22 protein-coding genes and 2 pseudogenes are annotated in these 22,127 nt (G+C 50.0%); 9 read left to right on the forward strand and 15 right to left on the reverse strand.

Annotated elements, in window-relative coordinates; all coding sequences use genetic code 11:
- Positions 1–2 precede the first annotated feature (2 nt).
- From NSMM_RS02035 to NSMM_RS02045, 3 genes are all read left to right on the forward strand, one after another.
- The gene (locus NSMM_RS02035) at positions 3–953 is read left to right on the forward strand and encodes an IS1595 family transposase (RefSeq protein WP_090283515.1); all 951 of its coding nucleotides are present in this window, start codon (positions 3–5) and stop codon (positions 951–953) included.
- A gap of 71 nt (positions 954–1,024) precedes the next feature.
- Entirely contained in the window at positions 1,025–2,041 is a 1,017-nt protein-coding gene (locus NSMM_RS02040; protein WP_176753822.1) for a Tle-like phospholipase domain-containing protein, read from the forward strand.
- Between the two features lie 277 nt (positions 2,042–2,318).
- Positions 2,319–3,683: a sigma-54-dependent transcriptional regulator gene (locus NSMM_RS02045; RefSeq protein ID WP_090284135.1), complete on the forward strand. Its 1,365-nt coding sequence runs from the start codon at positions 2,319–2,321 to the stop codon at positions 3,681–3,683.
- An 81-nt stretch (positions 3,684–3,764) separates the two neighbouring features.
- Here the strand turns inward: NSMM_RS02045 and NSMM_RS02050 are convergent, their stop codons facing one another.
- The 8 genes from NSMM_RS02050 to NSMM_RS02085 are packed head-to-tail and all read right to left on the reverse strand — an operon-like array spanning position 3,765 to position 13,959.
- The gene (locus tag NSMM_RS02050) at positions 3,765–4,559 is read right to left on the reverse strand and encodes an amidohydrolase family protein (RefSeq protein ID WP_090284137.1); all 795 of its coding nucleotides are present in this window, start codon (positions 4,557–4,559) and stop codon (positions 3,765–3,767) included.
- Positions 4,556–5,959 carry a trypsin-like serine peptidase gene (locus NSMM_RS02055; RefSeq protein WP_090284139.1) on the reverse strand — a complete coding sequence of 468 codons (1,404 nt, stop codon included), beginning with the start codon at positions 5,957–5,959 and terminating at the stop codon, positions 4,556–4,558. Before NSMM_RS02055 ends, NSMM_RS02050 begins: the two co-directional genes overlap by 4 nt.
- A complete protein-coding gene (locus NSMM_RS02060) occupies positions 5,956–7,890 on the reverse strand; it encodes a peptidoglycan-binding domain-containing protein (RefSeq protein WP_090284141.1) in 1,935 nt (644 codons plus the stop codon). Before NSMM_RS02060 ends, NSMM_RS02055 begins: the two co-directional genes overlap by 4 nt.
- Positions 7,891–7,898: 8 nt before the next feature.
- On the reverse strand, positions 7,899–9,035 hold the full coding sequence (locus NSMM_RS02065) for an aminotransferase class I/II-fold pyridoxal phosphate-dependent enzyme (protein ID WP_090284143.1): 1,137 nt from the start codon (positions 9,033–9,035) through the stop codon (positions 7,899–7,901).
- A gap of 11 nt (positions 9,036–9,046) precedes the next feature.
- On the reverse strand, positions 9,047–11,206 hold the full coding sequence (locus NSMM_RS02070; RefSeq protein WP_090284145.1) for a hypothetical protein: 2,160 nt from the start codon (positions 11,204–11,206) through the stop codon (positions 9,047–9,049).
- Positions 11,207–11,230: 24 nt separating this feature from the next.
- Positions 11,231–12,559 carry a hypothetical protein gene (locus NSMM_RS02075; protein WP_090284163.1) on the reverse strand — a complete coding sequence of 443 codons (1,329 nt, stop codon included), beginning with the start codon at positions 12,557–12,559 and terminating at the stop codon, positions 11,231–11,233.
- 5 nt (positions 12,560–12,564) lie between these two features.
- Positions 12,565–13,251: a hypothetical protein gene (locus NSMM_RS02080; RefSeq protein ID WP_090284147.1), complete on the reverse strand. Its 687-nt coding sequence runs from the start codon at positions 13,249–13,251 to the stop codon at positions 12,565–12,567.
- A gap of 39 nt (positions 13,252–13,290) precedes the next feature.
- On the reverse strand, positions 13,291–13,959 hold the full coding sequence (locus NSMM_RS02085) for a hypothetical protein (protein ID WP_090284149.1): 669 nt from the start codon (positions 13,957–13,959) through the stop codon (positions 13,291–13,293).
- Between the two features lie 430 nt (positions 13,960–14,389).
- Here NSMM_RS02085 and NSMM_RS02095 point away from each other — a divergent pair, with 430 nt between their 5' ends.
- The 3 genes from NSMM_RS02095 to NSMM_RS16315 all read left to right on the forward strand — a co-directional run bounded on the left by NSMM_RS02095 (position 14,390) and on the right by NSMM_RS16315 (position 15,527).
- A complete protein-coding gene (locus NSMM_RS02095) occupies positions 14,390–14,812 on the forward strand; it encodes a hypothetical protein (RefSeq protein WP_176753823.1) in 423 nt (140 codons plus the stop codon).
- A 398-nt stretch (positions 14,813–15,210) separates the two neighbouring features.
- Positions 15,211–15,372 (forward strand): restriction endonuclease, encoded by a 162-nt coding sequence (locus NSMM_RS16310; RefSeq protein WP_245654645.1) that lies wholly within the window; start codon positions 15,211–15,213, stop codon positions 15,370–15,372.
- Positions 15,372–15,527: a restriction endonuclease gene (locus NSMM_RS16315; RefSeq protein WP_245654646.1), complete on the forward strand. Its 156-nt coding sequence runs from the start codon at positions 15,372–15,374 to the stop codon at positions 15,525–15,527. The genes NSMM_RS16310 and NSMM_RS16315 overlap by 1 nt, the downstream gene beginning before the upstream one ends.
- Before the next feature lie 267 nt (positions 15,528–15,794).
- Here NSMM_RS16315 and NSMM_RS02105 read toward each other — a convergent pair.
- The 7 genes and pseudogenes from NSMM_RS02105 to NSMM_RS15930 all read right to left on the reverse strand — a co-directional run.
- Positions 15,795–16,001, reverse strand: a pseudogene (locus tag NSMM_RS02105) (DDE-type integrase/transposase/recombinase); the annotation flags it as partial.
- Between the two features lie 113 nt (positions 16,002–16,114).
- The gene (locus tag NSMM_RS02110; RefSeq protein WP_090284153.1) at positions 16,115–16,927 is read right to left on the reverse strand and encodes an NYN domain-containing protein; all 813 of its coding nucleotides are present in this window, start codon (positions 16,925–16,927) and stop codon (positions 16,115–16,117) included.
- 60 nt (positions 16,928–16,987) lie between these two features.
- Positions 16,988–17,101 (reverse strand): annotated as a pseudogene (locus NSMM_RS15015) (IS5/IS1182 family transposase); the annotation flags it as partial.
- Positions 17,102–17,212: 111 nt separating this feature from the next.
- Positions 17,213–17,899: an RNA ligase family protein gene (locus NSMM_RS02115; protein ID WP_218120971.1), complete on the reverse strand. Its 687-nt coding sequence runs from the start codon at positions 17,897–17,899 to the stop codon at positions 17,213–17,215.
- Positions 17,896–18,426, reverse strand: coding sequence for a hypothetical protein (locus NSMM_RS02120; RefSeq protein ID WP_090284155.1), 531 nt, complete (start codon positions 18,424–18,426; stop codon positions 17,896–17,898). Before NSMM_RS02120 ends, NSMM_RS02115 begins: the two co-directional genes overlap by 4 nt.
- Positions 18,423–18,785, reverse strand: coding sequence for a DUF3696 domain-containing protein (locus tag NSMM_RS15925; RefSeq protein ID WP_218120972.1), 363 nt, complete (start codon positions 18,783–18,785; stop codon positions 18,423–18,425). Before NSMM_RS15925 ends, NSMM_RS02120 begins: the two co-directional genes overlap by 4 nt.
- Before the next feature lie 12 nt (positions 18,786–18,797).
- Positions 18,798–19,382 carry a hypothetical protein gene (locus NSMM_RS15930; RefSeq protein ID WP_218120973.1) on the reverse strand — a complete coding sequence of 195 codons (585 nt, stop codon included), beginning with the start codon at positions 19,380–19,382 and terminating at the stop codon, positions 18,798–18,800.
- Positions 19,383–19,605: 223 nt separating this feature from the next.
- Here NSMM_RS15930 and NSMM_RS02130 point away from each other — a divergent pair, with 223 nt between their 5' ends.
- From NSMM_RS02130 to NSMM_RS02140, 3 genes are all read left to right on the forward strand, one after another.
- The gene (locus NSMM_RS02130) at positions 19,606–20,559 is read left to right on the forward strand and encodes an IS1595 family transposase (protein WP_090284157.1); all 954 of its coding nucleotides are present in this window, start codon (positions 19,606–19,608) and stop codon (positions 20,557–20,559) included.
- 12 nt (positions 20,560–20,571) lie between these two features.
- Entirely contained in the window at positions 20,572–21,096 is a 525-nt protein-coding gene (locus NSMM_RS02135; protein WP_090284161.1) for a hypothetical protein, read from the forward strand.
- Between the two features lie 181 nt (positions 21,097–21,277).
- Positions 21,278–21,961 (forward strand): IS5 family transposase, encoded by a 684-nt coding sequence (locus NSMM_RS02140; RefSeq protein WP_425412347.1) that lies wholly within the window; start codon positions 21,278–21,280, stop codon positions 21,959–21,961.
- The last annotated feature ends 166 nt before the right edge of the window (positions 21,962–22,127 follow it).

Consider the following 22,127-nt stretch of genomic DNA (forward strand, 5'->3'; position numbering starts at 1 on the left):
CAATGGCGATGAATAAAATTCAGTTTCAGGCAGGCCTGTCACTGCATGAATTTCTGCATCAATATGGCACGGAAGCACAATGTGAAGCAGCATTGTTTGCTGCGAGGTGGCCACATGGCTGGAGATGCCTGCGCTGCGATGGGGAGCGATATTCCTGTACCCATAACGGCCGCAAGCTATGGGAATGCCTGGATTGTGGCTACCAATGTTCTTCAATTGTCGGCACCGTGTTTGAAAATACTAAATTACCGCTAAGAACCTGGTTTCTGGCCATTTACTTGATGACGCAAAGCAAGAATGCGGTCAGTGCATTGGAACTCAAACGTCAGCTGGGGGTAAGTTACAAAACGGCATGGTCGATCAAGCATAAGCTGTTACAGACCATGCTGCTGCGCGAAGAGCAACGCCGTCTGGATGGACGCGTGGAGGTTGACGATGCTTATCTGGGAGGTGAAAGGCCGGGAAAGCGCGGGCGGGGCGCGGCAAGTAAGACGCCATTTGTAGCGGCAATACAAACAAACAGCGAGGGGAAGCCACTTTATATACGCTTGACTCCCGTAGCGGGTTTTACATATGAAGCGCTCAAACAGTGGTCGGCTGAATGTCTGTCATCTACTGCACGAGTCGTATCTGATGGTTTGGGGTGTTTCGGGGCGGTTACGCATACAGCCGCGCAGCATGAGCGCCATATTGTGGGAAGTGGCAAATCTGCTGTGCAGCGTGCCGAGTTTCGCTGGGTCAATACGCTTCTTGGCAATCTCAAGACTGCCTTCAGCGGAACCTACCATGCATTCAATCACGCCAAGTATGCACAGCGCTATCTTGCAGAATTCTCCTATCGCTTCAATCGCCGTTTTGATTTGGCTGCCATGGTGCCGCGATTGCTGCGCGCCGCCGCAACGACAGAACCTCTTCCGATCGGTATATTGAGAATTTCTGAAACAGGTAACTAATCAGGAAATTTTTTAACACTCGCCCAGAGATGGGGCTCACATTACAAATTCCAATTCTGGTAATACTTCTTATGCTGCTCCAAGCCTGCACTCACTTTGTACTTGAGGACTGCGGCAGGCAGGTTCTTGGAGAAAATGAAGCTCGTATACGTTCTTCACACTTTAGAATGGTGCTTGATGATGAATCTGCAGCTGCAAATCGATTTCTTCCATTCGCTGCAATGTCCACCCTGGCATACGCAGAAGACAAGAATTGTGGCAACGAGACTCCTAAGGTCGCTGTTAGCGAAAGGAATCGGTTAGAAGAGACTCTTCATGCCAGAGGTTGGCAAGAAAATAATGATATCGAATGGATCCCGGCATGTGAAGATGATACTGGTTTATTTTATCGGGTATACACCAAGGAATCGGATGATTTGATGCAAGTAGTAATTGCATTCCGGGGAACCTGGGGAATCAAGGATTGGTTTTACGGAAATCTTTATTGGTTAACGCGGTATTTACCCGTGGAAAACCAATATTTATCCGCAAGAATAAATACGCAGAAAATTATCGATCATTTCAGCAAATCGGATACGGCAGTTCAGTTCTATGCAACAGGACATTCTCTTGGCGGAGGGCTGGCGCAGCACGCTCTTTATTCGCATCCCAATAACATACTTCAAGCTATCGCATTCGACCCCAGCTCAGCGACAGGTTTTAGCGAGCAGTCCCTAAAGAATCAGGTGTTCGCATGCGAATGCGATTTAGCAGAGCTAAAGGGGGAGGCCAGGATATATCGAGTATATGACGCCTATGAGATCCTTTCGAATCTTCGTATCTTTCATAAGATATTCTTTGATCCGGAGCGACATATTCAGGAAGTGCGTTTCCCCAATAAAGCATCTCATTCTATGCAGGAGCTTGCGTCTTATTTGTCAGAAAAAGTAAAAAGAAATGATGCCTATGAATATACTCATCCTTGGTATGCAGGAAAAGGTAACCATGGCGATTCTGGTGAGTTATGCACGGTTGCTTTTGAGAATGCACAAAGAGATAGCTGCGGGGTTAAGGTGGAAACCGATCAACGGGACAGATGCCCGCAATAATCTTTCTAATCAGGATGGATTATTAACGGTACTTTAAGTAAGCCAACAGGTGAGCATAAAATAGTCTCGCTTGGATAAAAAAGCAAAATTAGACTGCCATTAGCTTAGCGATGGATTTATGGTGGTTATCGTGGCGATTTGGCAGTGAGGTACAAAATTGAATATTTTTCGTCCAAAAACTTGTCAAGTATTTTTTTAAATATTTTTTGGGAATGAGTAGTTACATTTAAAGCTCTGAATTTTTAGAAGTATCCTTCAAAAATACTGGGGGTTTGAGATGGCTATTAACGTTTGGGTTCGCTGGGTTAGTGATTATCAGAAACAAGCCGTGCATGAAATCGCTGAACTCCTGGCCCAACAGGACATCGTCGTACAAGACTATGATGAGCATCTTGCCCGTAATCCCGGTGTGATTTTCAGTAGTGAAGTCACTCCACAAATTTGCGAGCAGCTACGCGAATCCAGTCATAATGGTCAAACACAAATTCTTGTCTGCTGTGATACAGCCATTCCTGGTGATGCAGTTTGGCAACTATTGGGGGCAGGCGCCTCGGATGTGTTGGTATGCTCGGAATGTAGCACAATAATCCATGAGATCACCTCACGCCTCCGCCGCTGGGCGGCGGTGGATAGTTTGGTGAGTTCGCCCACCGTGCAAAATATTTTGATAGGGGAAAGCCAGGCTTTAAAGGCGATTCTGCGTCAAATAGTGGAAGTAGCTCATTTTACCGACGCGTCGGTATTGGTTCTCGGCGAAAGCGGCACCGGCAAGGAGCTGTTGGCGAACCTTACCCATACGCTGGATCCTCGTCCTGATAAAGGCGACCTCGTCATTCTTGATTGCACCACTATCGTCCCAGAATTGTCGGGTAGCGAGTTCTTCGGCCATGAGCGCGGTGCATTTACTGGCGCAGCAACTTCTCGGGACGGCGTGTTCGCGCTGGCAAACGGCGGCACGCTGTTTCTTGATGAAGTGGGTGAGCTACCACTTACACTACAAACTCAGTTGCTGCGGGTTATTCAAGAGCATACGTTCAAGCGCGTCGGTGGCAATGCTTGGCAGCGCACCTCATTCCGGCTAGTTTGCGCCACTAATCGGGATCTTTGGGCACAGGTTCAGCAGGGTGAATTCCGCGCTGACCTCTACTACCGCATTGCCAGTAATATATGTCATTTACCCCCCTTGCGAGAACGTCCTGAAGATATTTTTCCCTTAGCTAACTATTTCCTTAAGGAGAGTTATTCCGATCAGAATCCTCCTGCCTTGGACACTCCCGTTCAAGAATATCTGCTGCGCCGGGAATATCCTGGCAATGTACGTGATCTCAAGCAAGTTATAGCACGTATGCTGTGCCGTTATGCAGGGGAAGGCGCTATCACCGTGGGTTGTATTCCACCGGATGATCGACCGATTTGGACAGAGAATTGGAAAGAGTGGCGTGATACTGGCTTCGAACGCGCAATTCGTGTTGCTCTGAATCGAGGGATAGGACTCAAGGTCATTAGTCGGCATACTGAGGAGACTGCGATCCGCATCGCGGTAGATGAAGCCAGCGGCAATCTACAACGGGCCGCGCAGCGCTTAGGCGTCACTGACCGCGCACTACAGATGCGACGGGCAGCACAGCGTCAGGAGGTCTAATAGGATATCTCAGTTAACAAGCCAACAATTGCGGAGAGTTTGCGAAATGCTGACACGTCGCGCAAATTGATTCTCGACAAGCTAAAACCAAATGCTTGTGGTGATTGTTTTGGCTAACCTGCCTGTCATAGGCAATGATTCGCTGTGTTTCACTGAGCTGAGTAAATTTTGAAAATTCCCTCCTAGAATCAAGCTTTCCTGCGATGGCGGCAGTCGTAATGCCCTGATCTTGGCAAGTTCGACTGCCGGGTGCAGCCAGGGGCCATCCGAACCGAACAAAAGCTTAGCCGCTCCAGCTCGTTTGACGGCTTGTTCCAGTAAATCAAAACGTCGTACACCAGAGGTGTCGGCATACATATTTGGATGGCGAACCAGATGGTCAATCATGGACAATTGGGCGCACCAGTCATCGGCAAAGCTGCCAAGATGCGGAATGATAAAGTTGACGTCTGGATACTCCTGGGCTAGCAACTCACAGACAGACACCTCACCCGCGACATCGTACAGTATCGGCAAAGCATAGTTCCGGGCAACCGCACAGATCTCACGCGTGATGGCAGCATCATGGCGGTGTACCTTGATACCAACGAATCCGTAGTGCTTAACGGCTATCCCGACCCGTTCGTGCACATGCCCCCGGTCTCGCTCGGCATGCACGAAGGCAAAGCCGTAAAAACGACCAGGATTGCTCGCCACTATGCGCGCCACTTGCTGGTTGGCGACGGCATAGTTCGAATTAAATGCAGCAAACAGCACCGTGCGATGGATCCTTGCTGCCGCTGCACGGCGCAAATAATCCTGCAAGGGCGCCCGGGTATCCCACGGTCCGGTCAGACCATCGCCCATTCCGGCGTGGCAGTGGCAATCGATGATCATAAGGCGATGCCTCTCTTCACGTTATAGTCCTCGTTTATCCAATCGCACATCTGCCTGATCACTTGCTGCGTCAGCAGGACGCCGATTTTGGGGTCGCTCATACAGTCTTCACCGACCCGTTGCATCGTGCAGTCATCCAAACCAGGGGGCGTTTCGCAATTACCGCAACCGCCGTGGTGAACCGCGATCAGATACCGTAGCTTCGATTTTTCATCCCAATACCAAACCGGAGACCCGCTGATACCTTGGGATGTATCGGCGGCATAGGTAATAAGTTGACGGATTGGCCGCCTCATCGCAGTCGGCCCCACACTTTTGACCGTGGCTGGAACAAGCGTTGGTCGACCGTTGGCATGTATTTGATAACCGCAAATATTGAGCGCTTTCCCAGCCAGTGTCGGGATGCCATATTCGGGCAAGACTTTGACGGGTAGCAAGAAGGCGCCGTCTACTTTTCCCGCGTTGCCCCAGAAGCTCAGCGTCTTGTGCTTCAGTTTGCCAAACCTTCGATATGCGATGGGTGGATTGGGTAACCTGATCATACCGAAATCGAATCGCGGGTCGAAGTTGCTGGACCGCCAATTGGGGGGCGATCGCCAATCGAGGGGCTTCGTCTTCGACCACGAGAAGGGAATTCGCAAGCCATCAGCGCCAGCCGCAACATTGATGGCGAGTACTTCGACGGGTGTAGTAGGATCGTTTGCCCAATTCACATCAAAAACATGTGCGGCCGTGAGAACGTGCCGCGGGCCGACGAGCGTGCCGGTCGCAAACGATTGTCTGATCTCTCCATCTGGCTGTTTTAAAAACACCCGCAAGCGGCATATCCACCTGAACGGCACTTTCGTCATATCGATACGCCGCCCCACCGACAAGCGCTTGGAGGCGCTTTCTTCGTCGCATTCCCGTTGGGACTGACGCAGGTCGACCGGTTCGTCAAAACCATCGACCACAGCACCGCGCCCTAGAAAGGGGTGGACATACGGCTTCGCCGGCGGTATCCAGATCGTGGCGTAGCATTTCTTATTGCCACAGCTGAAGCGGGGCGAGAACGAGATCACGCCTTTCCCGAAATATTTGCGTTCGAAAGCATTTTTGGGTGGCTGCCAGAATTTCATATTCAATGGATGATTGTTGATGGCTTGTGCGTGCTTCAGTCGTTCCGCGCCCTGCCTGAGGCCATAAGCGCGTCCCGCTGTCTCGAGAAGGCCACCTCCACCATACTTGATTTTGTAAAAGCGACCTGGAACGAGGGTATCGCTCACCAATGAATATTCTTGTTCGAACTGAAAGCCATCACTCGAGCCCCCTAGCCATGGAGGATTGAACGAACCGAACGGCGCCTCCGTTTCGTCCAATGGGTTCTCCAGCCCTAATTCCATCGATCCCAAGGCGCTCATTTCAGCTCCGGGGTCTCGTCTGAACAGAACACTCCGCACGAGAACGATCCAGTTGCGCTCATGCTCGTACGCTTGCAAGGGCTCCATTTTTTTGATTGCGGAAGCCATACCCAGCAACGTGTGACAACCGTTCCGCTCAACCCGCTGGAGGGTCTAGTGAATTTTTGACACATGCCCTGGCAAAACCTTTTCGCATTCGCTGCCGTCATGGACGCGGGACCATGTTCCTCGAGACGTCGGACATTACCCTTCGCCGGACGTAACCAAGCGTCGAAATAGTACCAATTTTTCTGGTTATGGTGTGTTCCGAGCTCACCGACACTACTTTCGGTTTCGAACGCACCAAATGAAGATTCCGGCTCGAATTCATCCAGCGTGCCCACTTCTTTCAATCCGCTTGAAAAATCTTGCGATGTGGTGGGGTTCATCATGCTGTTAGTAGTCGTTTCCAATACGACGATCTTGTCGCCACGGCGCATCCATCGGCCTTGTTGCGCTGTGCCAGGCATCCATAATCGTTCGGATTCACTCAGGTGAAGATAGGGCAGATGCTTCTTGGCCGCGCTTATGATCGCCTCGTTAACGGCGACTTCCGTATCGATATCGGGCGATGACAAGGCTGCTTGCCGCATCGCTGTGCCCGCAATGCGTACAAAGCGCCGCGCTCTTTCCAATTCTGCTTCTTCCACATTCAGACCAGTGACTTCAAGTTCCAGTGCTTTGCTCAGCGCTGTTCCCACAGCGCCACCGATTGCCGTGCCGACGCCCGGTATCGGAATAAAGGAGCCCAACACTTTGCCCGCGATTGGCAGCGCAGCCTTTGCCAGAGTTTTCAGCCCTTTGCCCAGCACAGGCAGCACGCGTTTGCCAATGAAGCGACCCGCTTTCTTGAGACCCTTGCCTATTCCCTTGAATAGCTTGCCGAGAAATTGATCCAGCTCTTCCTCGCTGGAAATCGATAACAATTCCGCAGCGAGCTCGATTTCTTCCGCTTCACTGAAGGGGCTTTCCAGCGCCAATTCGAGCTCACGATCATTGGTAACTAGACCCGTTGGATTGAGCGTAGCCCGGATACTCTCTTCGATTGATTTGTGTTGGGGTGTTGGATACCAGCAGAAAGCATAACTGTCGGGATCAATACCATGGGATCTTATTTGTCGATGGTGTATTCTCATCCGTACATATAGATTCCCGGTCTGGCCGACATAACCGATGTGACCGCTGGGCGAGCGATTGCGGAAAATGAGGAGATATACTCCCCCTTGCTTAGGTGCATTGTTCCATTGGGACAAGGGATAACATCGTTTGCTATCCCAAATGGTCCGGTGTTTTGCTTTCATGCGGCGCACGAGCATTTGAAAATTGGCTTGAAAATCAGCAGGAAACTCCAATTCCAGCCATTCACTCTCGTAACCTGTATCGAATTCCATTTCCTCCGCTGACGGCTGGCTACCCGGCTTTTCGCAAGCGGATCTCAACGCTTCTTCGGTATCGGGACCGGCGATACCGGTTGTCCTGAGGCCTTGTTGCCGTTGAAAGCTCCTGACAGCGCTGCGCGTTTTCGGCCCTATGGCACCCGTCACCGGTAATTGTGTGCCTAACGCCTGATTCAGGCAGTCCTGCAGCCAGCGAACTCGCTCCGAGCCAGCCGGTACCGGTTCAATGGGGTAGGGCTCGCTCACGATACCATAAGGTTCACGTACCTTACTCCACGGCCGCCCACGTCCCCTCGGGGCAGGTCGGAACTTTTTAGACGGTGGGCGTTTACTTCCTTTTGAGCTAGATCCAGACCGAACACGCGAACTGGCGTATCGACGTCCGCCCCCATAAATGCTACGCCGCCCCCGTTCGCTTTCCTCTTCGAACAGTTCACTCTGGAATCCGGGTTCGATTTCAAAAGGTATCGTTTCAAAGCTGAATTCTTGATTCATAATTCACCTCATAAATATGTGTATCGTTGACCAGCAAACCAAAGTTGGCGATCTCTTGAGTCGTTCAGTTTTCTTTGGCGTTTGACCTCACGAGCCAATGTGTCCACCATGTCTATACATCGCTCAATTTCCCTGGCATGGTGCCGCGCCGTGAACAAAAAACTCAGACGGGGTTCCTTGCCATGGCGTGGCCGGGTTAATACGGTTTGAACACCATTTTGAGAAAGCTGCTGATGCAGCCGTATCGCTCTTTCCCCTGCGATACCACGCAGGGTTTGCACCGGAAACCAGCCGCCCGTGGAAGACCAGCCGATGCGTGCCAACCCTCCGCGAAATTGCCCAACCCGCTGTGCCAGTCTTCGTCTTACTAGATTGCCCTGAAGCCGGTTGACGGCCAGTGCATGGACAGCAGCTTGAATAACGGCCACCGAAGGTGGGCTGCTATGGACACGCGTGTCGCTTGCAACTGCAAAACGCCTGAGCAAACGTTCACTCCCTGCGAGCACTGCCACTGGTGCGCCCAATCCTTTGGCAAGGGAAGAGCCCACCAGAATATCCGGGCCGGAATACCCGCTCCAGCGCAAAATACCTCCCCCACCATGACCGTAGGGGCTGTGTAATGCGGGTGCTTCTCCCAAGATGCCGAGCGCCTGCGTATCGTCCAAAACCAGCAGGCCGCCGAAGCGTCTTACAATGTCCAGATAGTCACCAATAGGCGCTGCCGTACCACAAGCTGGACAGAAGCCATTGACGACGACCACCGGATATTTCCTGTTACGTGCCTGAAGCGTAATTCTGGACAAAAGCGCATTAGCATCGTGGTGACGAAAGGGGTGAACAGCCACACCCCTTGCGCTTAAACGCTCCATCCCCCAGCGGGCAATCGCATAGGTGCCCTCGTCCAGATACAACGTTACCGGTTGCTGGCACAACATCCCGAATAAATCCCAGAAGAGATGCAAGGTAGAAGGCATCAGCACGCCTCGCTCGCAACCCTGCAACTGCGCCAGTTCCTGTGCTATTTCCTGAGCACCGGGCGGTTCGGCCAGCGCAGCTGGCACACCCAGGGTGAGCTGCTGCCAGGGCTGCAGCAGCCGGCTTGGGTGATGCAATCCAAGGTAGAGTGCCGAGGTAAAGTCGATCATGGCGGCACATCTCAACTTGGCCGCTGTTGGCTTGCCAGCCGCTTCTGCAACAACACCGATGGTAAGGTGAAATCCACGCGCGCATTTACTGTTGGATCAGCCGATAGATCCACGCCTGTCGCAGCACGGTAAGCATGGATATAGCCCTGCACTTGAGGACGGAAGAACCGTGCCCAATTGAGCGCCTTCACCGGCTCGAATTCATCGCTCCAATGACCCCAGCGGATGGAAAGCAATAGCTGCTCGCCGAACATGCCCAGGTTACGGAAGTGCAATACGCTGGTGTCGGTCCATCCCCGCAGTTTCTTCATGGCATCGACACGATCCATCCAAGGTTCAGGGTAAGCCACCATAATGCGAGTCGGCAGCAACTCGCGGAATTCTGGTCTGGCTAGTAACCACTGCTGCATCAGCATTTCGATGCGGGAAGTCGACGGCAAATCGCCAAACTGGTTGTGCGCGCCCTGAGAAAGGATCAAATGCACTTCCTTGAGAGCGTTGAGCACCGGGAAGGCATCAGCTTTAACCGTAGTATCGTCATCCTGCTTATAGAATACGGTGCACAAGCGCAACAAGTGGTGGAAGGCTTCAAGGAATTTCGAACGTGTATCCACCGGGCGAAAATCCTGCACAGCTTTGCCTTCCAGTCGCAGACCGTAATGATGATCGTATTCATAGTTGCGGCGACTGATCGTCAGCCGATGCGGTTCATCCTGGATATAATTCCATAGCAAATTATTGAGTGGACGCAACGGATCCATCTCCAGGTTGGCAAGCGGATCCTGTGCAGACGAGCGTATGTTCTGGAAACGCCGCGAGATAGCATTCATCGACTGCACCAGCATGCCTTCTTCGTGCCAGTAGGACCAGATGAGCTCCAGCAAGCAAGGGTTGGTGAGTTTTTCTTGTAGCAAGCCGAAGCAATTATCAAGTATTTCACCTTGCTCTCCGAAAATTCTCGGAGTGGCGTTTTCGAACAACGTTGTCTTGATTGGAATATCTGGCAGTTTTCTGCGAATAACCGCAAGATAAGGCAGTGTTTTGTCGCCGTTTACGGATTCAAGATACTGACCGTAAGCGGCGCTCAAACCTGCGTTAGGAATGGGTAGATCCCTGCGGTCAAGATAGGCATCATCGCGATTCGGCCGATTTGCATTTGGATCGAAAGGTAATGGTTCCTGCTGCACGCCGCAGTTAACCATCACGAAAGCCTCGGTCGCCGCCTTCACGACACGATAGGTATCCGAATCGGTAAAGGGTAGGAAACGTTTACTTCTGAGGCGATTGTATTCTTCTTGCTTCTTAAGAAAGCGGCCCTCTTCAAAACCATTTGCCGGGTTTGGAGGTTCTCCACCACAAAAAATCCAGTCCATGAAGCGAAGATAATTATTGAACGAGAGCGCATCGGTGCTATTACGAATCCCTGTCCAAAATGCCGTGTCTTCAGTGAAAGAAGTTTCCGTACGCGTCAGCGAGACGTTAAGATTGCCTCCAATATTGGTTATAGGGGGTTGTCTTGAGAAGATAGGTGTTGTTCTGGTGACAGAGGCACTCCCTATTTCACTCATTGTGACGCTGACGATAGCTTCACCCACATACCCATGCGTATTGAGATGAACCATATCGCGTGTGGTATCGGATTCATAAAAATTGCCACCCGTTGCGGTCCATCTGAGCTTTCGTTTTTCCGGTCGTAGTGTTGAATTATGGAACACGCTGAAAACCCATGTGGTTCCTGAATCAGCCTGGATACACTCGTTAAATTCTTTTCCTTGACAGTCTTCCGTGAGTGCTCCCCACTGGACGCCAAACATTAAAGGCACCACGAGTGTTCTTGTGAGGCAACTATCCGACGTCACCGTGATGCTCTCTGTTTCGGAACAAATTCCAAAAGCCTCACCACGAATTTCATAGTCGCCAGGGGGTACTTCAAAAGCGGCAAGAGCGTTGCCATCTGTCTCTTGTCTATAAATTTTTTCTTCGCAAAAATACTCATCCGAATATTCTTCGATATTTCCTTTCGTCTTGGATTTCTGCCGCGCCTGCTCTGCACTTCTATTACCTACGGGAGTAACAGTAACCCACGCATTTCTTATGGGGGTACTTTGAGCGGTAGAGTGATCGGTTACCAAGATGGTCAATTTAGCTAGTTGTACGTTTTTCGTAGACATGGACGTCTCCTTAATAAATGATGCTCAATATTTGATTGCCAATTTAAACTCTGGTGTTTTACGTTCCCAACTCTGTCTGGAGCAGTCCGCAGATACTTGCAAGGTGCTGCTGAGTGCCCAGTGGGTCAGCAATTTACCTAGAATGGTACTTTCCTGTTCCGGACTCATGCGGCCGTCAGAACGCGCCTGACCGATCACGGCAAAGGTTAAGGTGGGAGGCGCACGGTACATTTTCGACGGATTTTGTTGCCAGTGCCGAAAAAGCGCTTGAAGATGCTGCGGCTGACGGTTGCGCACTTGCAAGGCTTCAGCCAAACTATGGCCGCGCAGGCATTTGGGTCGGTGGTTGATCAATAACGCGACCAAGCCAGGTAACGTTGCCTGCAAGGCGTCATAGTTGCGCTGTTGCTCAGTTCCCAGTTTGCTTAACGGATAGAATGCTTCCCATAGCCTGGCTAAGCGCTCCCATTGCGGATGAGGATAGAGCGCCTCGCCTATGGCGCAACTCAGCTTGACGCGAATCCAGGGTGATGGATGCGGATCGTCCCGACTCAAGCGAAACACAAAGGCGCGCGGCAGGCTGACAACGCCCATGAGGCCCAGGGTAGAGGCGATCCCGATTCGCGCAACCGACCAAAGATCAGCCACAATCTCGGAAATCCACCGCTCCCATAACGACCAGATGGCGCTATGCGATCCGTTGCCTCGTTGCATTCCCTGCAAAACGGGCCGCAGTGAATTCACCAGATTGAGCAAGGCAGCGGCCTGATGGCCAACCTCGTGAATCAGCGAAGAGGCAATGCCGCTGCCAATCATACGTTCCCGCGGCACGCGAATCACTGCTACCGGATTTTCACCCCCGCCTGGCAAGCGTGTTCGTGCACGTCGGATGGCAGCCCCGGCGCCACGATCGAGATAACAGATGACAGGAGGCACATCATAGTAATAACCCGGTAATGTCAGGGCGTCGGCAGAAACGGCATCGAGCCCAGAAAGCCAAACGCCGATTTCATGCTCGCTGCGCTGCGTCAGTGCATCATTGAACAAGTCAAACTGAGTCAATATGGCATTGAACCTGAGCCTGAGCATTGAAAATAGCCGTTGCGCTTGCGCTGGGCTGGATCTCTGGCCTAACGGGCTACGCAACCAGCGAATATATCGCTGAATCAAGCCTCTCAGCTCCTGTCGGCCTTTCATTAGATACCGCTCAATACCGATCTGTGCTGCTGGTAAAATAGCTGCCGCCGGCACCATCGTTTCATGCAATGCGAAAGGCTTGATGCGTTCCAATCGGGTCATCAGCGCGCGAGCGTCCTGCTCGAGCATCCATGTGGCGTAGGAAACGGCGGCCATGATGGTCACGCCCCAAACAAAATAATTCTGTTGCCGCGACGCATCCAGCGGCCACTTTTTGCTCCGCCTCCACAAGTGGGGCAGACTGTCCCCATTGCTCCGCCGGGCGTGACGGCAGGAGCGCCACTGACTAAGCCTGGTGCGAGTTGACGGGCAGCTGCCAGCACGGCTGATTGCGCGACCGCCCTAGGGTTGGCTGTCCGTGGTGCAGAGGCTGCATTTTTGGCGGCTGTCCCGGCAAACTGAACGAAGCTTTTCGCGGTCTCGTATTCCTGATCCTCCAAACTCAACCCCTCCAATTCCAAGCCAAAGATTCGGCCTGCAGTGGACGCAGCCTGACTACCAATTTTGGCGCCGCTACTGCCACCGAAATAGCCACCAATGGTGCTGCCGACCATGGGCAGGGCCTTTTTGGCTGCGCCTTTCAAGAGCCCGCCGAGCTGTTGGCCTACCGGCGATTTGATAAACTGGCCCGCAGCTTGACCAGCCTTTTTAATGAGGCTGCCCAAGAATTGCTCCAGCTCTGCTTCATTGCTGATCTCTAATAGCTCGGCAGCGAGTTCCATGGCTTCTGCTTCACTAAAAACACCCGTTTCAGCGCCCCATTCGGTTTCACCGCCTTCGTACTGTTCAAATTCATAATTTTCCAGTTCAGGGCTGGTTTCCAGGGTAGTGCGGTCAATATCGTGCATGATGTGATCCTCCTTGAAAAATGTGTTGTTGGGGATTATTCAAGCATTGAGAATAATGATGTTGCGGCCTCGCCGAATCCATCGTCCGCTTCGTCCCTTACCCATTGATGCACTTGCGCTTGCACCTAGCAAAACAGGTGCATATTTCTGTGCAGCTTTAGCGACTGCAGTTTGGGCTGCACGCCGTGGATCGATAGATGTAGGTGCTGAAACTGCATTTTTGACGGTATTAGCGGCAAAACGGACAAATTGTTTGCCGCCCTCGAATTCGCGGTCTTCCTGACTCAATGCTTCCAGTTCAAGCCCCAGCGCCTTACCTGCCGCTGAGGCAAGACCACTGCCGATCTTGGCACCCAGTGGGCCGCCGAAATACGTGCCTAACGCACCGCCTGCAATCGGTAAGGCTTTTTTGGCAACACCCTTGAGTACCCCTCCTACCGCCCGACCGATGGGAGATTTCACCACTTTCTTGATGGCACTCCCCGCCTTCTTGATCAATTTTCCTAGAAAGAGATCGAGCTCTTCTTCGTTGGTGACGTCCATAAGCTCGGCAGCCAGCTCCATCACCTCGCTTTCGTTAAATACTTCTCCCCACTCTGTTTCCTCAAACTCAAATTGCTCATTCTCAAATTGCTCGTTCTCGTATTGTTCGCTCTCAAAACTGTTCATTTCGGGATCGAATTCGAATGTGTTTTCGCTCTCATACATGGCTGATTCCTCTAATTTTTAGGTTTCACGTCACACCTAGACCGATGGTTAAACCACTCATCAATTCCAGCATAAACGCGTTTTGGATATGCTCCCTCGTCAGGCCGATCCGTCCAGCTTCGGTTGCCTTCACTATAAATATATGCAAATAACGTGCCAATAATTGTCGTGAGTCTGATGCTTGGTTTTCAAACTAGCCAATACATTGAAAATAATATGGAATAATCAATCCATCGCCGATCATGGTAAGAATACAAAAGCACCGGCGTTGGCGAAGCTGGTTTCGGCTAATCGAATAAATACCCTTTGCAAGACGAAAAATATTTCGGCAATGCCAGATCATGTTGATTTGATGTGCGGCAGCTAGGCAAGATGGCGTATGTTGTTGCGCGTCTCAACAAGAAGCCCATTCGGAAAGAGGAGATGCTTTATGCAAGCCTGGAGCATGCGGCGGGGGATCACGTCACCTTTTTACTCCACGAAATGGAGTGATGTGCCAAATAACTTGTGGCAGCAGAAACGCACTGTGCTGGAACTGTGGATGCAGATCTGTTCGACAGCGTGGATACTGGTTCGATTATTGAACCGGTTTGCGGAAAAATCTTTCTCTGTTTATGTCGTGGCGCGACAAACAACCACTGACCGGTGGTATGGTGGCGCAGTGGCTACGCATGGAATTTACCGGACTTGCTTTCAGGGAGGGTTTGAACCGGAAGTCCTCAATACTCGCTTTCCCCAAACAGCGTGGCGATCCAAGATTGCGGGTGTAGCAGCGTCAGCATTACCCATCCTTGGGTCACCGATAGGGCGATACAAAGATGAAAGCTGGATATCTAAAGTTGAGATTCAATGAAATCAATGAGAGGTTTTGATGAAAAACGCTTAATGTGGTAGAGCCTTAAAACCCAAAATTATAGATTGATATGCTAAATATCGCTGGATACGGTGAGGTTGTTATCGAAAAAGCATCAGGGGTGCAGCGCGGCCGAAGACTCAATAGGGCGAGATCAAGCAGTCGCATTGCTGTGAGTTCAGCCGTCCCGCAATCAGCAGTGCGCTTTTGTCAATTCTTTAAGGTTTTCCGAGTAGTTTGCGTGATGGCTGCCAACTCCAGCATATCGTTGGATGTTCAGTTGCATCCAGTCTCTAGCATCCTGCCAGCCATATTTAATGGTTTTCAGTGAATTGAAGCTATATCTCTCAGATAAATGGGATTAAGTAAGTGCCATTCATCGCTGACCCGAGGTATATATGTTAAATCTGGTGTTTGAGCGGTTGAAAGATAACGGCATTGATCTAATACTCAAAAAAGATGGCGAGGTTTTTCTGATTCAGTGCAAACAATGGTGGGCTTATAAGGTTTCGGTCAATATTGTGAGAGAGTTACTCGGTGTAATGGTGCGAAGGGAGTAGTGGGTGGATTCGTTGTAACTTCCGGGGTCTTTACGGCAGAAGTACAATCTTTTGCTAAAGGGCATAATACTACCGAATCACTCGATGGCTCCAAGCTCATGGCGATGATCGAGAAAGCGCACATAGCTGTCTCCGTTCGTTCTTCTGCAGAATAGAAAATTTATCAGGCATGTCTGTGTCCGCTAGTGTCTACAGTACCAACAGTGGTACCAAGTTGTCCTAGATGCGGTGGCGTGGGATTAGATATGGCGGCTTGCAACAGTTGGTTAGTATTTATGTGTGGCAAATTGTCACGCCCCAATAATAAATCTGGCTACAAAAATTACAGATATTAGACATAACTATCCAAAGTTCTATCGCATTAACGAAAGAAAGCTGATATCTGGTTGATTTTGTCAAGTGTACAGTTGGTCTTGACACGATTATCTAACCAGCGCATAAAATTGTTCAGCAAAAAACATCTTTTCTGTTCCTCCCATCATCGACTGACCTTTGCGAATCATATGCATGAGTTCGATGCCAGCCAGGATGTTTTTAGCCGATTGAAAAGATTTGAATCCGAGCATTGGCTTTGTTATTTGCTTCACTGCCCGATGGTCTTGTTCTACGATATTGCTGAGGTATTTGATCTATCTGACGACAATGGAAGTGTCATTATTCTTGATGATCTGATCAATTTCAGTAGATTTGATCCCCATGGAAAGAATGGTTTGTTTTATTTATGCTCATGACTATTGAAATTTTATTGCATTTTGGCGCGCAGATAAAGAATCGCTCTGTCGGATCCCGGAGTTTGCCGTTTTTCGATTTCAAACAAGGTTTCTTTATCTTTGACCAGATCTGAGAGTTTTTTATAACCATATAATCTCGAATCAAAATCGGGTTGCAGTTTGGTCAAATAGCTCCCAAAAACACTCAGATTGGCCCAACCAGTATCATCAACGGATTGCTCCAGTGCAGTCAAAACAAATTCTTCGGGAAATTGGGGTTTCTGCTCTACTGTTTTAGTAACAGCCTTAGCCTTGATAGACTTTTTCTTAGTCTTAACTTCTGGGGGTGGTTCGTCCGATTCGGTGATCCGACTTGGGCGCAGAATTTCAGTAAATACAAATTTGTGGCATGCATTGCGAAAGGCATCCGGCGTTTTCTTTTCACCAAATCCAAGCACTGTAAGCCCCTCTTCACGCAGCCGCATCGCAAGACCTGTAAAGTCACTGTCGCTGGTAATCAGACAAAATCCATCAAATTTGCGCGTATAAAGTAAATCCATTGCATCAATAATCAATGCGCTATCCGTAGCATTCTTTCCGGTAGTATAGGCAAACTGCTGCACCGGCTTAATCGCATATTTTTGCAGCACCCGCTTCCAGGACACGCTCGCTGACGATGTAAAGTCACCATAAATACGCTTTACCGTAGCTTCCCCGAAACGCGCAATCTCAGCAAGCAGCGCTTCTATAACAGCGGCCTGAGCATTGTCGGCATCAATCAACACTGCCAATCGCAAGGTCGGTTCTTCGAGTTCATTTTTTACAACCAGTCGTGGAGAGGCCAAAATAGCTCCTATATTAGAAAAATATAATTGGATTCAATAGTACAGTCACGATATGTTTGCCTATAGGACAATACAATTGATTTGCACGGCGTCGATGAGGGGCGTAGTGTTCTTAGCGTATCGTGTTGCAATACCGCGCTCACGCTTGAGGTGCAAGAAGGTGTTTTCTACCAGACGGCAAAATTGCCCATGTTTTGCCTGTTATGTGGTCTCTGCGACGTGAATGTGTCATGTGTGATCCTTCCGTTGTAGATAGAAGCACACATTTTTTATCTTGTGATTCCACTATTTAGGCATCCAGGCGCAAACGGTTTGGCTTGATGACTGATCGAGACCAATGCTGCTCCACCGACTGGATAAACATCGGGTGTACCAGCTTGGCCCGCTGCACCAGCCAGTCATTCTGATCAATCCGAAGATAGATTCCTTCCGCAGGCTGGTTGGTGAGTTTTGACTGGGACAGCAGCTTCCTGATTTCTTGGTACGTAAAACGTCCGCGTGTGATAACTGGTACCTGGGCAATACGTATTTTCTCGAAAAGTGTGTCACGCCCCCTTCGGACAAAAAGCGACCGGATTGCTTATCGTAAATATCGAAACCAAGGAACCAGTCCGGCAAACGATCATAAAAAACCGAATGCTGAGCGTAACACCATTCCCCAAAAAGAATGTAGCGATCGGAAGGCTGTTCGAAAAGCGTATCAATCCGTGGGGTAAGCCAGTTTCCGAGCTTCTTCCACTGACCTGTTCTTGGAAGATGCAGATACGCACCCCTGTTCTGTGCTTGGATATTTCCCTCCGAATTAAACGAAATTCCTAAATTCGCTCCATCCACCTTCTCTTCAATAACAAGATGATGCTGCAAAAATTCGTCACGTTCAGATTCCGATAGAACCTTATCGCCTCTGATGTCAACTCCAGCAATCGTTGCCAGATGTGGCGTGGAAGGAAATTTGAAGAAATTGTCTTTCACATTCCCATCTTTCCCGCGCATTTGGACTTGGCATATTCGGGACAGATAAAATGAACGGTAATGCCTACTCCCGTCAAAGACTCTCTCCATCGCCACCATTTGCTGTCTGTTACTTGTAGAATCGGAGGTTTTTCAGGGTGTGCGTTTGCGACGGCAACAAACTTGCGGTCTGATTTGTCGAAATTTTCCAGACCCGCATGGACGGGAAACCGATGATAAGATTCGCCATTTTTAGTAATGCTAACCCGGTCGGAATCGCGCAGGCTATGACGGTGATCGTGAGCCCATTTCATGAATTGATCGCCCACGCCAGGCCGCCCCTTCATGGAAAGCTGCTGCCGGTACTCATCGAAAATTTCGTCACCAGCATCGATGACCAACCCTCGTTTTTTAATGACGTGCTCAACCGCCTCAATGCATGCCAGCACACATGCATCGGGGACATCGGACTGAGGGTCTGGCTGCATAGCGAGGTTGGCTACCTTCGGAACATTGGTGTCCACTAGACATTTTTTAGGTAAAATCATTCGGATGCCTCCGATTTTTCCGTGCTCTTTTGCATCCGCTTTTTTATGGCAGCCTTGGCTTGTTCGAGAATGTCGCCCATTTCATCTTCGAAAAAATTTTCCAGCCAATTCTGGATGTTGCCGAGCATATCAATTTGCAGTGGTTCAAGTGTAGCGGAAGTCCTCGCAATATTGGCGAAGTAGGCCGATACTTTCTCTTTGGGTACTGCATCCTCAGCAATTCGCCGCTGCAAGCGCCGCAGGAAATGTTCAGAGTGGGTTTCAATTATTAACTGAATATTCCTATCGGCTCCATTTTCCTTAGAATTGATCACATCGATCATCACATCGGCCAGTGCAGATTGTGCACTCGGATGCAAGTGAATTTCTGGCTATTCCATGATAATGATCGAGTCAGAAGGCGCATAAAAACATTGAACAAGAACTGGCAGCACCTGCGATATGCCAAACCCAACATCCGGAAGATCTACCCCATCCTTTGATCCTTTTGTTTGTACAATGACTTCATATTCCTGCCGATTTTCTGCAATTTTTTTAACCCTAAAATTATCAATGAGCCCCATATATTTCAGGCTTGCGGCGATGATCTGCTCGAAAGGTTTGGCCGTCTTGTTAGGCCCAAGGCTAATTTTTCTATTTTTGCTTGCAAGAAGGGCAGCGATGGTAAGTTCACCTGAATACCCAACACTCTCTGGTGTAATGCCACCCCAAGTGTAGAGCCTTTCCGCCTTAATCCTCAACGGGCCAAGATAGCATATGGGCTTAAAAAGTTTCTCTTGCGCAAGATTCAGATCCTGCACAAATTCAGAATTTTTATGGTTGCTAACTACCTCATCAGGAAATCCATAAAAGCGAACGGGTAGACTCGGATACCAGACTCTACCTGGGTTTCTGATCAAAGCATACTGCTGAGAATTAACTTCATACTGTCCTGCTTTCTTTGCAGACGGGCTCATGCCAACAGTTAGTACAGATTCTTCACCTTCTTTAAGGTGGTAGCGTAATTCTTCAATTTTTAAATCATCAGAGGCTTTGTCGCCTTTTACCTTTGCATTAGAAAAAATCGAATCGGCGATAAAATTGGTTCCTGATTAGCAACGAACGTCAGCAAGATTTGTCTGACGAGTTTGTTGCGACATAAAAGTCATGGCTGTTAAATGATACAAGGAGTTATCGATCATGGCGATGAATCGAATTCAATTTCAATCTGGACTGTCGATGCTTGAATTTCTCAAGGGCTTTGGTACGGAGGCGCAGTGCGAGCAAGCGCTGGAAGTTGCTCGTTGGTCGGATGGGTTTCACTGCCCACGCTGTAACGGTACTGCTTACTATGTTATACGTGATGGTATACGCAAGGTTTTTCAATGCAGAGCCTGCCGACATCAGACCTCATTGATTGCCGGGACAGTTTTTCAGGGCGCTAAACTACCGTTGACCATCTGGTTTTTGGCAATTTATCTGGTTAGTCAGGCCAAGACCGGTTTGTCGTCCCTGGCGCTCAAGCGCCAGCTGGGAGTGAGCTATCCTACGGCATGGTTGATACACCACAAACTGATGCAGGCGATGGCTAATCGTGAGGAGCGCTATGTCCTTGATGGCAGAATCCAGGTCGATGATGCTTATCTTGGTGGAGAGCGTGCGGGAGGAAAAGCGGGTAGAGGTTCAGAGAATAAGGTGCCCATTGTTGCCGCTGTGTCTCTGACTGAAGATGATCACCCTTTGCGCGTGAGGCTTACCCCAGTCTCGGGATTTACGCTAAAGGCAATTTCAGCCTGGGCAAAGGATTGTCTGGCACCCGGCTGCACGGTGTTCTCGGATGCCTTGGCCTGCTTTGGTGCCGTCACCAAAATTGGCTGTAGCCGCCATTTTACAGTTATCGCCGGATGCAAACCAAAGGAGACTCCCGAGTTCCGGTGGATCAACACTATCCTCGGCAATCTCAAGACCAGCTTGTCGGGTTGTTACCATGCTTTCAACTTCCGCAAGTATGCCGCTCGTTATCTTGCCGCCTTCAGTTACCGATTCAACCGGCGTTTTGATCTTTGCTCACTGCACGAACGATTGCTGATCGCCGCTGCTTCGACCACTCCGCAGCCCTTGCACTCTATTCGAATGGCTGACGTTCGTTGCTAATCAGGTGTGCCTTTGAAGCTGATGCTGGAATATGTGGCAACTCAGAGCGATGTGATTGCCAGTCATCATGTCGCTCTCAAGGTGGTAGAAAAACTAAGACCCGACGAAGATTCGCTTCTGACAAAAGACTTTGAAAAAACCAAACAATCTGGAAACTTCAGTGACTGGGCTGCAGACTTGTTATTGGAGAAACATTTGGATGTTAGACATTTACATGGAACCAGTCTAGTGGAAGTCAACTTTACGTTTATTGACCCACAATTTGCCACGATTGCGGCTAATGCCTTCATTGATGCATATATAGATACCAGTATCGAAATGCGTGTCCAGCCAGCAAAACTGAGTGTCGACTGGTTCGACTTGCAAATAGCCTCACTGCGAGAGCATCTGGAGCGAGCGCAATCCGTGCTTTCTACTTATGAACAACTACATGGTATCGTCGCGACTGATAATAATCATTTTGATATAGAAAATACTCGTCTGTCTGATCTATCGAGGCAGTTGGTAGATAGCCAGAGACGCACTAGCGAATTGTAATCCAGAAAAAACCTGCTGGTAACCATGGATGATCAAGTGGGAGAAACTCAATCTTTACAGGAAGTGTTGAGTAGTTCTTTGATCCAGTCGTTAAAATCGAAATTAGCACGCGCAGACGCTAGTTTTGCTGAATTAGCCAAGCGAGTTGGTAAAAATCATCCACTATATAAGCAAGCTAAAGCTGAAGTTAACAGCCTTCAACAGAAACTTCGGTCAGAAATTAAAATGGTGCAAACATGGATTCATCGCGCGTGGCGGTCAGATCATCGACGCCACGCTGGTGCCGGCGCCCAGGCAGCACAACAGCCGAGGCGAGAAAGGACTCATCAAGCAAGGCGCGATGCCCGCCGACTGGAAGCCGGCGAAGCGGCGCCAGAAGGACACCGACGCGACCTGGACGAAGAAACACGGCAAGAGCCACTTCGGCTACAAGCTGTCAATCAGTATCGACAAGAAGCACAAGATCATCCGCCGGATTGAGACCGATACCGCCTCCACGCACGATAGCCAGCACTTTGACAACGTTTTTGACACGAGCAACACGAGTCGTGATGTCTATGCCGATCGAGGCTACCCGTCGGAGGAGCGCGAAGCCTGGCTCAAGGAGAACGGTTTCCGAAACCAGATTCAGCGGAAGGGCAAGCGCAACAAGCTGCTGTCCGAGTGCCAGCAGCGACGCAACAAACGTATTGCCAAGACGCGCGCACGAGTCGAGCACGTGTTCGGCGCTATCGAGCAGATGGGCGGCAAGTTGCTGCGCACTATCGGTCAGGCGCGGGCCAACTTTGCGATGACGATGGTGGCAGCCTGCTACAACCTGAAGCGACTGGTCTACTTCGAAGAGACAGGAATCAGGGCCTTGTGACACCCGAAATGGGCCTAATCGCCAATGTCCTGGGCGATTCGAGGTAAAAACGGCGCGACATCGCCAGGAAAAGCGGCGATTTGTCATGGAAATCGAACCGAATTCGGCCGCGGTCATCATTTTGCGGCAGGATTTACTGAAAACCTCGGGATCTCCGAGGTTGCCA

It is taken from the genome of Nitrosomonas mobilis, from assembly GCF_900103035.1.
Taxonomy (GTDB): domain Bacteria; phylum Pseudomonadota; class Gammaproteobacteria; order Burkholderiales; family Nitrosomonadaceae; genus Nitrosomonas; species Nitrosomonas mobilis.